The sequence below is a fragment of the Faecalicatena fissicatena genome (assembly GCF_016900595.1).
In the GTDB taxonomy this organism is placed as follows: Bacteria; Bacillota; Clostridia; order Lachnospirales; family Lachnospiraceae; genus Claveliimonas; species Claveliimonas intestinigallinarum.
Genome location: NZ_JACLYY010000018.1, coordinates 45062 through 60552 on the forward strand (window position 1 = coordinate 45062; position 15491 = coordinate 60552).

Genomic DNA, 15491 nt, shown 5'->3' on the forward strand with positions numbered 1-15491 from the left:
GAGGGCCGAAAAGAGAAGAGATTTCAGCCTCAGCTTTGGACGCTCTGCGTCAGCAGGGTGAGGAAGCGGCGCAGCACCGGGTGGTCGTTCTTCTGCTGGTAGTAGACGCCGAAGGTGACCTGGGGCAGGCCGGTGACGGGAATGTAGCGCAGTCCCTCCACCCTGGCACGGGGTATGTCCGGGTACAGCGTATAGCCGAACCGGGCCTTCGCAAGGGTGAAGGCGCTCTCGATGCTTCCGGTCACATAGCGCTGCTGCGGCGGAAGTCCGGCCAGGATACTGTTCTGTATAGTGAAGATCGTGTCGTGGATCTGCCGGGGAGAGCAGGCGATAAAATTCCCGGTCAGATCCCTTTTCCGGAGAGACTCGTGCTGCGCCAGAGGGTGGGACGGATGACAGATGCAGGCAAAAGGAACCGTGCAGAGCTCCCGGAAGAGGAGGATGGATTTCTTCTGGTCCTGCCGGATGCCGAGGGCGGCGTGGATCTGGTCAGTTTCCACCAGACTGAGAAGAGAGGGGAAGGGGACCAGGCGGATGTTGGGCCGCAGCAGGGGAAACTCCTCCCCCAGCCTTTGGAGGACCGGGGGGAAGAGATCCGCCTCCATGCTGTTGTGGCATCCAAGCTCCAGGGGGATAAAGTGCTCGTGGCGTCCCAGCCTCTCCCTGGCCGACAGGGCGGTCCGCAGGATCAGCTGCGCGTCGGGAGCAAAGAGGATGCCCTCCTGGGTCAGGGCGACGCTCTTGCTGGTGCGGACGAAGAGCTTCACCCCCAGCTCCTCTTCCAGGGACTGGATCTGATGGCTGACAGCGGGCTGTGTGATCTTCAGCTCCCTGGACGCCTTTGAGAAGTTCAGATGCTCCGCTACCGCCAGGAAACATTCCAACTGTACTGTATTCATAAAAGACTCCTTTCCTGTACAATAAAATTCTTTTATAGATTATAACATTTTTGAATTTCACATTTCCAGTATTCAGCGATAAAATCTTGTATGGGAAAAAGATAAGGCTGTGAACAGTTTTTACGCGAACAGTTCCACCCGGAAGCATACAGGAGGTGTTGATTAAAGATGACAGAAAAGTTCAGAACGGAAGAGCTGCTCTTTATGATGAAGAAGATCGGGCTGGATCTGACATTGCAGCTGGACGCTCATCTGGGTAATCCGGAGATGAGTGGAGTGCAGGCGTACTTTATGGTCTACATCCTGCGGCATCACCCGGAGGGCACTTACCTCACAGAGCTGTGCCACGAGATCGGATTATCCAAGTCGACGCTTTCCACCCTGCTCAAGAAGATGAGAAAGACAGGCTACATTCTCTTCCAGGAGGATCCGGCTGACATTCGGAAGAAAAAGATCCTTCCCACAGAAAAGCTCATGGAAGAAGGCGCCAAGCTCCTTCAGAGGGCCGGCGAGATGGAGACCGAGATCTGCAGCGTGCTGGATCAGCGGGAGAAGGAGCAGCTGTGGAAGCTGGAGAGGAAGCTTCTGGTGCATCTGACGGAAATGGAACACAGCCAATCGAAAAAAGACAGGAGGTTAACTTACAGTGAGAAAAGTATTACAGCAGCTGGGACAGTATAAGCGGGACACCTTTCTATGTATAGGCCTCACCGCTCTTGAAGTTATCATGGAAATCTTGATGCCCTTTGTCACCGCCATTATCATAGACAGAGGTCTGGAGGCCAGCAATCTGGGCGTCGTCTACCGCTACGGCGGCCTGATGGTCCTGATGGCGTTTCTGAGTCTGTTTTTCGGCGCCATGGCCGGAAAGAACGCGGCCAGCGCCTCCTCGGGACTGTCGGCCAATCTGCGTGAGGCGATCTACGCCAATATCCAGACATTTTCATTTTCAAATATCGACAAATTCAGCGTGCCGGGGCTTGTGACCCGTATGACCACAGATATCACCAATGTGCAGAACGCCTACATGATGGTGATCCGTGTGGCTGTCCGGGCTCCCCTGAACCTGATCTTCAGCTTTGCCATGTGCCTGATCATAAGCCCGCGCCTGAGCGCCATGTTCCTGATCGCGGTTGTCTTCCTTCTGGTGGTCATCGGCTCCATCATGGTGGTTACGCTGAAGATCTTCAGACAGGTGTTCAGAAGGTACGATGACCTGAACGCCAGCGTCCAGGAAAATGTGACTGCCATCCGCGTTGTGAAGGCGTTTGTCCGTGAAGATTACGAGAATGTGAAATTCTCTAAGGCCTCAAAGATGCTCTACGACCTGTCCGTCAAGGCGGAGGGGCTCCTGGCCTTCAACAACCCGGCCATGATGGTGGCGGTTTACTTCTGCATCATCTCCGTGTCCTGGTTCGGAGCCAAATTTATCGTGGGCGGCTCCATGACAACCGGAGATCTGACCAGTCTGTTCAGCTATATCATGGCGCTCCTCATGAGCCTTATGATGCTCTCCATGGTGGTGGTCATGATCAGTATGTCCATGGCCAGTATCCGCCGTATCGGCGAGGTGCTGGACGAGAAGGCAGACCTGCACGACCCGGAGGATCCCGTCATGGAAGTGGAAGACGGGCGCATTGATTTCAACCACGTAAATTTCTCCTACAAGCACGGAAGCGGCAAGAACGCGCTCTCCGACATTGACCTTCACATCAAAAGCGGCGAGACTGTGGGCGTCATCGGGGGCACCGGCTCCGGAAAGAGCAGCCTGGTGAACCTGATCTGCCGTCTCTACGATGTGGACGAGGGCTCTGTCTGCGTGGGCGGCGTGGACGTCCGCCAGTACGACACAGAGGTTCTGAGAAATCAGGTGTCTGTCGTGCTCCAGAAGAACACCCTGTTCTCCGGCAGCATCCTGGACAATCTGCGCTGGGGCAACCCGGAGGCCACCGAGGAGGAGTGCATCGAGGCCTGCAAGGCAGCCTGCGCTGACGAGTTCATCGACAGGATGCCAAGAGGCTACCAGACAAAGATCGAGCGGGGCGGCTCCAATGTGTCCGGCGGACAGAAGCAGAGACTGTGTATCGCCAGGGCTCTCCTGAAGAAGCCCAAGGTGCTGATCCTGGACGACTCCACAAGTGCCGTGGACACAGCCACAGACGCCAGTATCCGGGAGGCATTTGCAAAGAAGATACCGGGCACCACAAAGATCATCATCGCCCAGAGGATTTCCAGCGTACAGTCCGCTGACCGCATCCTTGTGCTGGACGAGGGCAGGGTCGATGCCTTTGACACTCATGAAAATCTGCTGAAGAACAACGCCATCTACCAGGAGATCTACAGCTCCCAGATGGAGGGCGGCGGCGACTTCGACCAGCCGGCGTAAATCAGAAAGGAGGAAGAGGATCTATGTCTATGAATGAGAAAAAGAACGAGCAGCAGTCCCAGGCCAGGTCAGCCAGAGCGACAAAGCTGATCAGCAGGGTCATCCGGTACATGCTCCATTACTATAAAATTCCGTTTTTCATTGTCATTGTCTGTATTCTGCTCACTGCCATCGCGACAGTGGTGGGGGCCACATTCCCCCAGACGCTGGTGGATGACTATATCACGCCCATGCTGCAGAACGGGACGGACGATTTCAGTGGGCTGGCCTCTGACCTGTTCCGCCTGGCCTGCATCATGGCGGGCGGTGTGATCACAGCCTTTGCCTACAACCGCATTATGGTCAATGTGAGCCAAGGCACGATGCTCCATCTGAGGGATGACCTGTTCCGCAGGATGGAGTCCCTGCCCATCAAGTATTTTGACACCCACGCCCACGGCGACATCATGTCCGTGTACACAAACGATGTGGACACTCTGCGGCAGATGCTCAGCCAGAGCGTTCCACAGATCATTAACTCTGTGATCACCATGGCGGCCACCCTGGTCACCATGATCGTGCTGAACCCGGCCCTGACCGTGATCTCCATACTGACGGCCGCGGTCATGCTCTTTGTGACATCCAAGTTCTCACAGCTGTCCGGAAAATACTATGTCCGCCAGCAGATCGACCTGGGAGCCGTGGACGGATTCATCGAGGAGATGCTGGACGGCCAGAAGGTAGTCAAGGTGTTCTGCCACGAGCAGGCGGCCATGGAGGATTTCCACAAGGTCAATGAGAGGCTCCGGAACAGCGCCAACAAGGCCAACCGGTACGCCAACCTGCTGATGCCTGTGAACGCCAATATCGGCTGGATCAGCTACGCCCTGGTTGCCATCGTAGGCGCCATTCTGGGCATCAACGGCCTGGCCGGCGTCACCATCGGAACAGTGGTCACATTCGTGGGACTGAACAAGAGCTTTACCAACCCCATCACCCAGGTGAGCCAGCAGCTCAACTTTGTCGTCAACGCCGCAGCCGGCGCCCAGCGTGTCTTTGACCTGATGGATCAGGAGCCGGAGATGGACGAGGGCTATGTGGAGCTGGTCAACGCCAAGGAGGACGAGAACGGGCAGCTTACAGAGTCCGACGTGCGCACCAACCTGTGGGCGTGGAAGCACCCCCACAAGGCGGAGGGCACAGTCACCTACACAAGGCAGGAGGGCGGCGTTGTGTTTGACGATGTGGATTTCGGCTACACAGACGAGAAGATCGTTCTCCACAATATCAGCCTCTACGCGAAGCCGGGACAGAAGATTGCCTTTGTCGGAGCCACGGGAGCCGGCAAGACGACCATCACCAACCTGATCAACCGGTTCTACGACATTGCGGACGGAAAGATCCGCTACGACGGCATCAACATCAACAAGATCAAGAAGCCGGACCTGCGCCGGTCACTGGGCATGGTGCTCCAGGACACCCACCTGTTCACCGGGACAGTCATGGACAACATCCGCTACGGAAAGCTGGACGCCACAGACGAGGAGTGTATCCGGGCAGCCAGGCTGGCCAATGCGGACGGATTTATCCGGCGTCTGCCGGACGGCTATGACACCATGCTCACCGGCGACGGCTCCAATCTGAGCCAGGGACAGAGGCAGCTTCTGGCCATCGCCCGGGCGGCTGTGGCAGACCCGCCGGCCCTGATCCTGGATGAGGCCACATCCTCCATCGATACCCGAACCGAGAAGCTGGTGCAGGCAGGCATGGACGCCCTGATGAAGGGGCGGACCACCTTTGTCATCGCCCACAGGCTTTCCACGGTCAAGAACTCCGACTGCATCATGGTCATGGAGCAGGGGCGCATCATCGAGAGAGGAACCCACGACGAGCTGATCGAGAAGAAAGGAAAATACTACCAGCTCTACACGGGTAATTTTGCGGCCCAGGGCTAGGACAGAGGGAGGGAGTGATTTGGAAAAGACACAGAACCTGCTGCTTGATTTTACCCATATCTACCCGGAGGGAATTGAAAAAGAGGCAGACGATATCACAAGGATCGATATGAGCGACATCCGGGGGACGGACATGTACTGTTCCCCGGAGGCACAGGAGGAGATCCGGCGGCGCCTGCAGGGCTTTGGGCCGGAGGGCATTCATTTTCTGGACAATGGGAATTACCACTATGTGACAAAATTATTTGTGGAAAAGATCCGGATCCCTTTTTCCCTTGTGCTGTTCGACCATCACAGCGACATGCAGCAGCCCCTCATCCATGAGCTGACCAGCTGCGGAAGCTGGGCGGGCGAGCTGCTGTGGAAAAATCCGTATCTGAGACAGATGATACTCATCGGGCCGGATCCAAAGACAGTCCGGGAGCTTCCCGACAGGATGAGAAAGAAGGCCGTCTGCGTCAGCCTCCAGGAGGCCGGCGAGCAGACGGCTGAAAATGAGATAAAAAGGATCGACATGAGCCTCCCCGCCTACATTTCCATAGACAAGGATGTGCTGGACCGGTATGGAGCCAGGACAAACTGGAACCAGGGAGGCATGTCGGTCAGAACGCTGGAGAGGCTGCTCTCAGGCGTGTTCGCGAACCAGAAGGTGATCGGCGTGGATATATGCGGCGAGTGCAGCCTCCAGGAGCCCCTGCGGGAATTCCTGGAGGACAGCAGGATCAACCAGACGACAAACCGGAACCTGTACAGCTTCCTGTCCGGCCGGCTCTACTCGTCCCAGCCCTCGTAGAAGCGGATATTGACAGAGATGTTGCGGACGATATCGCCCTCCCCGACGGGGATGTCCTCCAGGTCGGAGACGCAGGGCATGTCCGGCTCCTCTTCCTCCAGCTCCACGGAGATCCAATTGCGGGCCGCCTCGTTGGCGTTATCAATGGCGTCGTCCAGGGTGTCGCCGACAGCCTCGCAGCATGCCAGGTCCGGGAAGGTCGCGTGGTACTTTCCGTCTTCCCTTTTGCGGAAGACAGCGGGATATATAAAATTCATGTGAGTAGTCTCCTTTCAACTGTGTTTCCCAATATTTTTTCAACACAGTTAAGTATAAGATAAATCCCGCTGTAAGGCAATCACCAAGTTATTTCCGTTTTGCTCAGTTTAGCCCAGGTTGGCGTATGTCTCGTCGTCCACCGGCTCCAGCCACTCGTTGCTTGTCTCTGTGCCGGGAGCCTCAAAGGCGATGTGGGAGAACCAGCTGTCAGCCTTGGCGCCGTGCCAGTGCTTGACCTCAGCCGGGATGACGATGACCGTGCCGGGCTCCAGGCTGACAGGCTCCTTGCCCTCCTCCTGATACCAGCCGCTGCCAGCTGTGCAGACGAGGATCTGTCCGCCGCCTGTCTTTGCGTGGTGGATGTGCCAGTTGTTGCGGCATCCCGGCTCAAAGGTGACGTTGGCCAGGCCGACGCCGCACTCCTTTGGGTCAGTCAGCGGATTTAAATAGGAATTTCCGATAAAATACTGGGCGTAGGCGTTGTTTGCCTGACCCTGCCCGAATACATTCGCCTTGTCAAAAGTCTCTTTGTCCTGAATTTTCATGAAAAATGCCTCCTTAAATAGTTGTTTTTTTACTTTGCTTTTTGCGGATGCTGTAGCGGAGATAGTCCAGCTGGCTGAGCTGCTTTTCCTGGAAATGGATCTCATCGAGAAGTCTGCGCCGCTTCCGCTCAAGTATCCGGAGGCGCTGGCCATCGCTGTCCTCTTTTTCCAGCAGCTTCATGTAGGCTTCTATCTCGGCGCTCTCAAAGCCGATCTGGTGCAGGGTGATGAGCACGCTCAGACGCTCCGGGTCCGCGTTGTCATATTCCTGCAGGACTTTGAGGGGGATGCCGCAGCACCTGCTCACTTCATCAATGGTCATTTGACGCCTCCTTTCTGGATGTTTTCATTGTAGTATGGAGAAGGCGAGATGTCTAATGCTTATAATTTATCCTCTTCTATGCCTGGAAGGTATTCTTTTTCTGAATATCACATCTTCTTATCCCTGGATAAAATTTTGCCTGGAAAGGGCTTGACCTTAAGCTAACTTTAGGTGCTAGAATAAAAACAGAATACGGATGCCATCTCATGTGCAGACGGCAGGAAAGCGAGGGAAATGAGATCATGAAATCAAAAGTATATTTTACAAGAGAGATCACACCTGAGAAGGTGGTTGAAATGTACAATGCGCTGGGCGTGGAGCTTCCCGGAAAGGTGGCTGTGAAGGTTCACTCCGGGGAGAAGGGGAACCAGAATTTCCTCCGCCCTGAATTCTGGAAGCCTATGGTGGACAAGATCAAGGGAACCATTGTGGAGTGCAATACAGCCTACGGCGACGCGGCAGGCGGCATGCGTGACAATACTCCCTCTCATCTTCAGCTGCTGGAGGAGCACGGCTGGACAAAATATTTTGACGTGGATCTGATGGACGCGGAGGGGCCGGATGTGGTGTGGCCTGTTCCGGGCGGAAAGATCCTGAAGGAGAACAAGCTGGGGAAGCACATTGAGAACTACGACTCCATGCTTGTGCTGGCCCACTTCAAGGGACATCCCATGGGAGGCTACGGCGGAGCCCTCAAGCAGCTCGCCATCGGCTGTGCATCCCGGGCGGGCAAGGCGCTGATCCACTCTGCCGGAAAGACAGACGACCGGTTTGAGACATGGAAGCAGCACGCGTCCAGCGTTGTCTTCCCGGAGGCCATGGCGGACGCAGCCTCCAGTGTGGTGGATCATTTTGCTGGAAAGATCGCGTTCATCAATGTCATGAAAAATCTTTCTGTGGACTGTGACTGCTGCGTTGTGGCGGAGGACCCGTGCATGAAGGATATCGGCATCCTGGCCTCCACAGACCCGGTGGCCATTGACCAGGCCTGCATTGATCTGGTCATGAACTCCGATGATCCGGGGCGCGACCACTTTATGGAGCGGGTGAACAGCCGCAATGGCATCCACACCATCGAGGCGGCCGCAGACCTGGGAGTTGGCTCCCGGGAGTACGAGCTGATCGAGCTGTAGTATTTTCGGTGCATTTTTTGCACCTTTCAGCGCTCTTTAGCGGGGGTCTGTGGGTCTGATGAAGGCGCAGGCTTCTCGCGGGTGCACTCCTGCCTGTATCGGGTAGGGGTGCGCCCCTTTTTTTGCTTAAAAAGGCGGGAGAAATAGAGGGCGTCCTCGTACCCCACGGAACGGGCTATGTAGCTGACGGACAGGTCCGTGCTCTCCAGAAGGCTGCAGGCCCGGCGGAGCCTGAAGTCCAGCAGGTACTCCTGGGGTGAGACCCCGGTGATGGTCTTGAAGAGGCGGTACAGGTAGGTGCGCTCGATGTTCAGGCGGTCAGCGATGACCTGGATGTTGACATCCCCGTCGTAATTGTTTTCAATATACCGGAGGGCCTCCTCCACGTAGGAGATCTTCTTCTCCTTCGGGGGAATGTAGGTCCGGGGAAATTTGCTGGCCAGCAGGTACAGGTACTCGTACATGACGCTGTTCATCATCAGATCCCGGTTGTGGGGCAGCTTGGAGGCCTCGAACATCTTTTCGTGGCAGAGCCGGACCCGGTCGTCCTTCCCGTAGTGGAAGCAGGGGGTGTCGAGGAGGGAGGTGCGCTTCAGGTACTGCTCCATCTTCACGCCCTGGAAGCCGATCCAGGTGTAGGTCCATGGATTGTATTTGTCCGCCTCGTAGTAGATCAGCTCGTTGGGGCAAATGAGGAAAGCGTCCCCCTCCGACAGGGGATAGATATGTCCGCCGGTCTTGTAGACGCCCTTCCCCTTCAGGATATAGTGGATCATGTAGCCGCTGCGCACGGCGGGGCCGTAGCTGTGGGAGGGCCGACACGTCTCGTAGCCGCAGGTGTAGATCATGGCGTCCAGGTTTCTGGAAAAGTCGTTGGAAAAAATGTAATCCTTCATAGAGCCTCCTTCTATGGAAAGAACCAACAAAATAACATAGATATACAACATTTGTCTATATTATCTTTAGTATATCCAACTATAATCATAATTACAAGAACAAATGGAAGAGAGCTCTCGACAAGATGTTTGTTCGCGGAAACATACGCATGATACAGGGAATAGGAGGAATAGTAATGGATGCGGAAAAGAGACAGCGCTATGAGAAGATAGCGGAAGACATTGTCCGCCTTTGCGGCGGGCGCAGCAACATCCTGGGCATAGCCCACTGTGCCACCAGGCTGCGCCTCGTGCTGGAGGACAACGACAAGGCGGACACAAAGGCCATCGAGGAGGTGGACCTGGCAAAGGGTGTGTTTGTGGCGGGAGACCAGCTGCAGATCATCTTCGGAGCCGGCCTGGTCAACGATGTGTGCCAGGTACTGGCGGAGTACCTGCACATGGACAGCATGAGCCTGGGAGACCTGAAGACAAAGGCAAACAAGAGGATGAACCCTCTCCAGAGAGCGGTCAAGGCCCTATCGGATGTGTTTATCGAGATCATGCCGGGCATCCTGGCGGCGGCTCTTCTGACCGGTCTTTCCAGTGTGCTTGGAAATATTGAGTTTGTGCAGAACAACGACACGCTCTATGGCCTGTCCAGGCTGATCAATATTTCATCCGGCGCCATCTTCGGGTTCCTGCCCCTCTGCGTGGCCTACAGCACAGTGAAGCGGTTCGGCGGCCGGCCCATCATGGGACTTGTCATTGGCTGCATCATGCTGACCAACAGCCTGGCGGACGCCAACGCGGCGGCCCAGGGGACAGTGGAGGTCACGACCCTGCACATTTTCGGACTGCCGGTGGAGCTCATCGGCTTCCAGGGCGGCATCATCGTGGCCCTGCTCATCGGCATCGTGACAGCCAAGCTGGACATTTTCTTTGAGCGGAAGATACCGGAGGTGATCCGTCTTCTCGTATCGCCCCTTCTGACCACCCTGGTCAGCTCGTTTTTGCTGTTCATGATCATCGGGCCCATCGGGCGGGGGCTGGCAAACGGGATTACGGCCGTGCTCGTGTGGATGACGGAAAATCTGGGCGTGATTGGCTACGCCGCCTTCTCCGGCGTGCAGCAGCTCATCGTCATCACCGGACTGCACCATGTGTTCGGTGCCATCGAGTCTCAGCTCCTGGTGGATACGGGAAGAAACTTCCTAAATCCCCTCATGTCTGTGGCCATCATCGCTCAGGGCGGCGCTGTCCTCGGCTATCTTGCGGGGCACTTTAAGGAGGCTAAGACGAGGGAGCTCTGTATACCCAGCTTTATCTCTGTACTGTTCGGCATCACCGAGCCGGCTCTCTTCGGTGTGAACCTGCGGTATCGCTACCCCATCATCGGCGGTTGCCTGGGCGGAGCAGTGGGCGGCGTGATCGTCTACGTCACAGACCTGGCAGCCCTCGGCTTCGGAACCACTGTGGTGCCCGGACTTGCCCTGGCGGACCCGGCCCACAACGGCTATATCAACTATATCATCGCCCACGTGGTGGCTCTGGCAGCGGGCTTCCTCTTCACCATACTCCTGAGCATAGGCTTCAGGGGAAAGGCAAACCAGGAACCCGCACGGACGGCACCGAAGGAGACGGCGCCTGGTGCAGCGGCATCGCCGGCGGAGGAGACATCTGCCCAGCAGGTATCCGGGCAGCCTGTATCCGACAAGGCGGCGGATTTCCCGGAGGAGATAAAGGCCTACGTGCCGGGCGAGCTGGTCGGCATTGAGAAGGTGAACGACCCCACCTTTGCCCAGAAGGTGTTGGGAGACGGGGTGGCTATCCTGCCTGCGGAGGGGAAGATCTACGCCCCTGCGGACAGCACAGTGGAGATGGTCATGGACACAAAGCACGCCATTGCCCTGCGGACGAAGGCCGGCAGCGGCTTTCTCATCCATGTGGGCATTGACACAGTCAATCTGGGAGGAAAATATTTCACCGCCCATGTGACCGAGGGACAGCAGGTGAAACAGGGCGACTATCTGCTGGACTTTGACATGGAGAAGATCAAAGCGGAGGGGTATGACACAGCCGCCTGCTTGATATTCACAGAGCCTGTGGAGGGCACCCAGCTGGTAAGAGACGCGGAAAGGACCGTGGCGGCAGGCGACAGGATCGCGGTTGTCGCTATGCAGGGATAATGACTATGAATGAAAAGACAAAGGAAATGATGGAAAAGGCCCGGGAGCAGGAGCAGTCTATGGAAGGGACAGTGAAGAGCTGTCCCTTCCGGACAAGATTTCACATCATGCCCCCGGTGGGCTGGATCAACGATCCCAACGGACTGTGCCAGTTCCAGGGCATCTTCCACGCCTATTTTCAGTATTCCCCTTTAAGCGTAAACGGCGGAGGCGGCTTCTGGGGCCACTGTGTGAGCCAGGATCTCCTCCACTGGGAGTACAAAGAGCCTGTCCTGACCACAGACATCCCGGAGGACGCAGGCGGCGTCTACTCCGGCTCCGCGCTGGTGGAGGATGGCAGGCTGTACCTCTTCTACACGGGAAACGTGAAGCTCCCCGGGGACTACGACTACATTGACGCGGGGAGGATTTCCACCCAGATCCTGGTGGAGAGCCCGGACGGACAGCACATGTCCCAAAAGGAGAAGGTCCTTGAGATGAAGGACTACCCGGCGGACATCACCCAGCATGTCCGGGATCCCAAGGTGTGGAAGGAGGAGGGCCGGTATCACATGGTGCTGGGCGCAAGGAGAAGAGCCTGGAAGGAAGACGGAGAGCGCCGGGACGAGGGGGGAGTCCTTGTCTACTCCTCGGCAGATATGCACAGCTGGTCGCTGGAGCGGGAGATCTTCCCGAAGCAGTATTTCGGCTACATGTGGGAGTGCCCGGACATCTTTTCCCTCGGAGAGGGGGAGGAAGAGAGGAAAATCCTCTCCTTCAGCCCACAGGGGCTGGCCCATGAAAAAGAGCGGTTCCAGAACAGATACCAGTCCGGATGGGGCTTCCTGTCCGGCGGCAGACCGGAGGAGACATTCACAGAGTGGGATATGGGATTTGACTTCTACGCGCCCCAGACCTTTCAGGCGGAGGACGGCAGACGCATTCTGATCGGCTGGGCCGGTGTCCCGGATACCCAGGAGGAGCACGCAAACCTGTCTGTAAAAAACGGCTGGCAGCACTGCCTCACCCTGCCAAGGGAGCTGACCCTTGAGAGGGGCCGGGTCATCCAGCGGCCGGTCCGGGAGATTTTTGGTCTCCCCTGGAGGAAAGAAGACCCAAGCGGCGGAGAGCCGTTTCGCTGGAGCAGCCGGGCAGTCCGGCTGGATATCAGGGACATTAGCGGCGGAAGCGCGGGAGTCCTCCTTGGGACACCCGGGAACGGACTTGCCATACAGGCGGACCGGGACACAGTGACACTATCCTATATAAATGAAGAGGGAGAGCCCTCCGCCTGCGGAGGCGGCCGTAAAGCCCGCACCGGGCGTCTGGAGGAACCTGTGGATCGGCTCCTCATCCTGGTGGACAGCTCCATCGCCGAGATCTTTGTCAACGGCGGTGAGATGGTGTTCACCACGAGGCTGTATCTTGAAAAGAAAGAGCGGGAGCTGAAGATTGAGGGCAGCGGCTCTGTCACCCTGGAGACTGTGGAGTGAAGGAAAATACAATGCAGGCAAGGAGATGGATGTTCCATGCAAAAGACAGCGCTTTGTATTTTCCTGTTCTCTATGTCCTCTCTTTCCCTGGCGGGAGTCAGGAGCAGGATATAGAGAAGGTGCAGCCCCGGGCTGAGGAGTCAGACACAGCAAGCGAGCCAGTTACTTTAGGCGAGGCGGCACCCACAGCGGGGAGTATGCGCAGCAGTACTTCTACAACGGCATGTGCTGGATCTGGAAATAAAAAATATTTTTCTCTTTAATCTTCCACTGGTATATTGATCTCACAGACAAGATAAGTGAAAGAGACATGAAAGAACCGGGCATTTCCGCCCGGTCTTTTTTTCGTCTCTGTCAGAATATATGATAGTTTACAACAAGCGCTGCAAACACGATGGAGACCATGGACAGCAGCTTGATGAGGATGTTGATGGAGGGCCCTGACGTATCCTTGAATGGATCGCCTACTGTGTCGCCCACTACAGCGGCCTTATGCTGCTCGCTTCCCTTGCCGCCGTGCTTTCCGCTCTCAATGTACTTCTTGGCATTGTCCCAGGCGCCGCCCGCGTTCGCCATGAAGATGGCCATCAGGAAGCCGGTTGCCGTGGAGCCTGTGAGAAGGCCGATGACGCCGTTGTAGCCAAGGATCAGTCCCGTCACCACAGGGGTCACGATGGCCAGCAGAGTGGGGAGGATCATCTCGTGGAGGCTGGCCTTTGTGCAGATGTCCACGCATGTCTCGTAGTCCGCGTCAGCCTTCCCCTCCATCAGGCCCTTGATCTCCTTAAACTGGCGGCGCACCTCAACAACGATGCTCTGTGCCGCGCGGCCTACAGAGGACATGGTGAGTGCTGCGAAGACGAAGGGCAGGCAGGCGCCGATGAAGATGCCCACAAGAACGGTGGGGTTCATGACGCTCATGTCCAGAACCACATCGCTGCCGCCTACCTCCTGCACCTTCTCCACATAGGAGGCGATGAGAGCCAGGGCGGTGAGGGCAGCGCTTCCGATGGCGAAGCCCTTTCCTGTGGCGGCCGTCGTATTGCCCAGGGAGTCCAGGGCGTCGGTGCGCTGGCGCACGGTCTCCTCCAGACCTGCCATCTCGGCGATTCCTCCGGCGTTGTCAGCGATGGGACCGTAGGCGTCTGTGGCCAGCGTGATACCCAGCGTGGAGAGCATACCCACAGCTGCCAGGGCAATGCCGTAGAGGCCTCTTGTGGACTCGATAAAGCCGCCGGAGAAGGCGTAGGCAGCCATGACGCACACGGCGATAATGATGATGGGAACCGCGGTGGACAGCATGCCAAGGCTCAGCCCGCCGATGATGATGGTGGCGGAGCCGGTCTCGGATTTGTCTGCCAGGTTCTGGGTCGGTTTGTATGTATCAGATGTAAAGTACTCGGTAAAGAAGCCGATCAGCACGCCTGCCAGCAGTCCGCCCAGGATGGCGAAGTACACGCCGATGAACTCCCTTCCAAGGATAAACCATACAAGCGGGAAGGCGATGACCGCGATGATCAGGGCGCTCGTGTTGGTTCCGCGGCGCAGAGCCTTAAGAAGAGTGCTCTGGTCTGTGCTCTCCCCTGTCTTTACCAGCAGGGAGCCGATGATGGATGCCAGCACGCCCACAGCGGCCAGGACCATGGGGATTACCACGGCGTTGACGCTGTCCACAGAGGCCACCTTGTCAAAGGCGATGACGCCCAGGGAGCAGGCGGAGAGGATGGAGCCCACGTAGGACTCGTAGAGGTCAGCGCCCATGCCGGCTACGTCGCCCACATTGTCGCCCACGTTGTCCGCGATAACAGCCGGGTTTCTGGGATCATCCTCCGGGATGCCGGCCTCCACCTTTCCGACCAGGTCGGCGCCCACATCGGCTGCCTTGGTGTAAATGCCGCCGCCCACACGGGCGAACAGAGCCATGGAAGAAGCTCCCATTCCGAAGGTCAGCATAGTGCTTGTAAGGTCCTCCAGCGGAAGATGGAAGACGAGGCGGAGCAGAAGGTACCAGATGGAGATATCCAGAAGTCCCAGTCCCACCACCGTGAAGCCCATGACAGACCCGGCTGAGAAGGCCACATTCAGTCCCTTGTTCAGACTGCTCTGGCAGGCGGCCGCCGTCCGGGCGTTAGCCCTGGTGGCGATCTGCATGCCTACAAAGCCGGAGAGGCCGGAAAAAAATCCTCCTGTCACAAAGGCAAAGGGAACGAACCATGTCAGAAGTCCCAGAGCTGACATGACAAAGAGGATGACGAACATGACGACAAAAAAGCACACCAGGATCTTGTACTGGCGCCTTAAGTAGGCCATAGCCCCGTTGTGGATGGATGCGGAGATCTTTTTCATCTGGTCAGTGCCCTCAGAGAAGCCCAGGACTCTCTTCGCTCGGCTTGCCACAAAAAGAAGAGCAATGATCGATCCGCAAAGTGTCAGTAGTGCCAATTGATTGTCCATTTGATCTTTCCTCCATTCCTGTATTGAAAAAATAACGATTTGAGACCTATTATAGCACTTCTGTTGTGAAAAACCACTATTATTCAGTAAATAAATTGTGAATTTTTTGAATGATTTGTTAATAATAAAAAATGCCTGGAAAAACCAGGCATTTCAGACTGTAGACAAAGGTGGTGCTGGAGCCCTAGCTCCAGCACCACTCTTTTTGCCAAAATGCCAACTCCCATATTT

The 15491-nt window shown here is 56.5% G+C and carries 13 protein-coding genes; 7 read left to right on the top strand and 6 right to left on the bottom strand.

Translation table 11 applies throughout. The features are described from left to right. Positions 1 to 29 precede the first annotated feature (29 nt). Entirely contained in the window at positions 30 to 899 is an 870-nt protein-coding gene (locus H7U36_RS14260) for a LysR family transcriptional regulator (RefSeq protein WP_033124351.1), read from the bottom strand. A 168-nt stretch (positions 900 to 1067) separates the two neighbouring features. Here H7U36_RS14260 and H7U36_RS14265 point away from each other — a divergent pair, with 168 nt between their 5' ends. The 4 genes from H7U36_RS14265 to H7U36_RS14280 are packed head-to-tail and all read left to right on the top strand — an operon-like array spanning position 1068 to position 6012. Beyond that, positions 1068 to 1580: a MarR family winged helix-turn-helix transcriptional regulator gene (locus H7U36_RS14265; protein WP_191493386.1), complete on the top strand. Its 513-nt coding sequence runs from the start codon at positions 1068 to 1070 to the stop codon at positions 1578 to 1580. Next, positions 1546 to 3285, top strand: coding sequence for an ABC transporter ATP-binding protein (locus tag H7U36_RS14270; RefSeq protein WP_191428572.1), 1740 nt, complete (start codon positions 1546 to 1548; stop codon positions 3283 to 3285). Before H7U36_RS14265 ends, H7U36_RS14270 begins: the two co-directional genes overlap by 35 nt. 29 nt (positions 3286 to 3314) lie before the next feature. Then, entirely contained in the window at positions 3315 to 5219 is a 1905-nt protein-coding gene (locus H7U36_RS14275) for an ABC transporter ATP-binding protein (protein ID WP_033124370.1), read from the top strand. 19 nt (positions 5220 to 5238) lie between these two features. Beyond that, complete coding sequence (locus tag H7U36_RS14280; RefSeq protein ID WP_033124348.1) at positions 5239 to 6012, top strand: arginase family protein; 774 nt, start codon at positions 5239 to 5241, stop codon at positions 6010 to 6012. Here the strand turns inward: H7U36_RS14280 and H7U36_RS14285 are convergent. From H7U36_RS14285 to H7U36_RS14295, 3 genes are all read right to left on the bottom strand, one after another. Then, positions 5991 to 6269 (bottom strand): type II toxin-antitoxin system HicB family antitoxin, encoded by a 279-nt coding sequence (locus H7U36_RS14285; protein WP_033124347.1) that lies wholly within the window; start codon positions 6267 to 6269, stop codon positions 5991 to 5993. The genes H7U36_RS14280 and H7U36_RS14285 overlap by 22 nt on opposite strands. Positions 6270 to 6377: 108 nt before the next feature. Then, a complete protein-coding gene (locus H7U36_RS14290) occupies positions 6378 to 6815 on the bottom strand; it encodes a cupin domain-containing protein (RefSeq protein ID WP_191493385.1) in 438 nt (145 codons plus the stop codon). 13 nt (positions 6816 to 6828) lie between these two features. Then, positions 6829 to 7137 carry a MerR family transcriptional regulator gene (locus H7U36_RS14295; protein WP_191493384.1) on the bottom strand — a complete coding sequence of 103 codons (309 nt, stop codon included), beginning with the start codon at positions 7135 to 7137 and terminating at the stop codon, positions 6829 to 6831. Between the two features lie 242 nt (positions 7138 to 7379). Between H7U36_RS14295 and H7U36_RS14300 the strand changes: the two genes are divergently transcribed. After that, positions 7380 to 8270, top strand: a complete 891-nt coding sequence (locus H7U36_RS14300) for a DUF362 domain-containing protein (RefSeq protein WP_191493383.1) — start codon at positions 7380 to 7382, stop codon at positions 8268 to 8270. A 26-nt stretch (positions 8271 to 8296) separates the two neighbouring features. Here the strand turns inward: H7U36_RS14300 and H7U36_RS14305 are convergent, their stop codons facing one another. After that, complete coding sequence (locus H7U36_RS14305) at positions 8297 to 9166, bottom strand: AraC family transcriptional regulator (protein WP_191493382.1); 870 nt, start codon at positions 9164 to 9166, stop codon at positions 8297 to 8299. 176 nt (positions 9167 to 9342) lie between these two features. Here H7U36_RS14305 and H7U36_RS14310 point away from each other — a divergent pair, with 176 nt between their 5' ends. Together H7U36_RS14310 and H7U36_RS14315 are read left to right on the top strand one after the other, a co-directional pair. Continuing rightward, positions 9343 to 11334: a PTS sucrose transporter subunit IIABC gene (locus H7U36_RS14310; protein ID WP_191493381.1), complete on the top strand. Its 1992-nt coding sequence runs from the start codon at positions 9343 to 9345 to the stop codon at positions 11332 to 11334. A 5-nt stretch (positions 11335 to 11339) separates the two neighbouring features. Beyond that, positions 11340 to 12806, top strand: coding sequence for a glycoside hydrolase family 32 protein (locus tag H7U36_RS14315; protein ID WP_033124343.1), 1467 nt, complete (start codon positions 11340 to 11342; stop codon positions 12804 to 12806). 354 nt (positions 12807 to 13160) lie between these two features. Here the strand turns inward: H7U36_RS14315 and H7U36_RS14320 are convergent, their stop codons facing one another. Then, positions 13161 to 15260, bottom strand: a complete 2100-nt coding sequence (locus H7U36_RS14320) for a sodium-translocating pyrophosphatase (protein WP_033124341.1) — start codon at positions 15258 to 15260, stop codon at positions 13161 to 13163. Positions 15261 to 15491 lie beyond the last annotated feature (231 nt).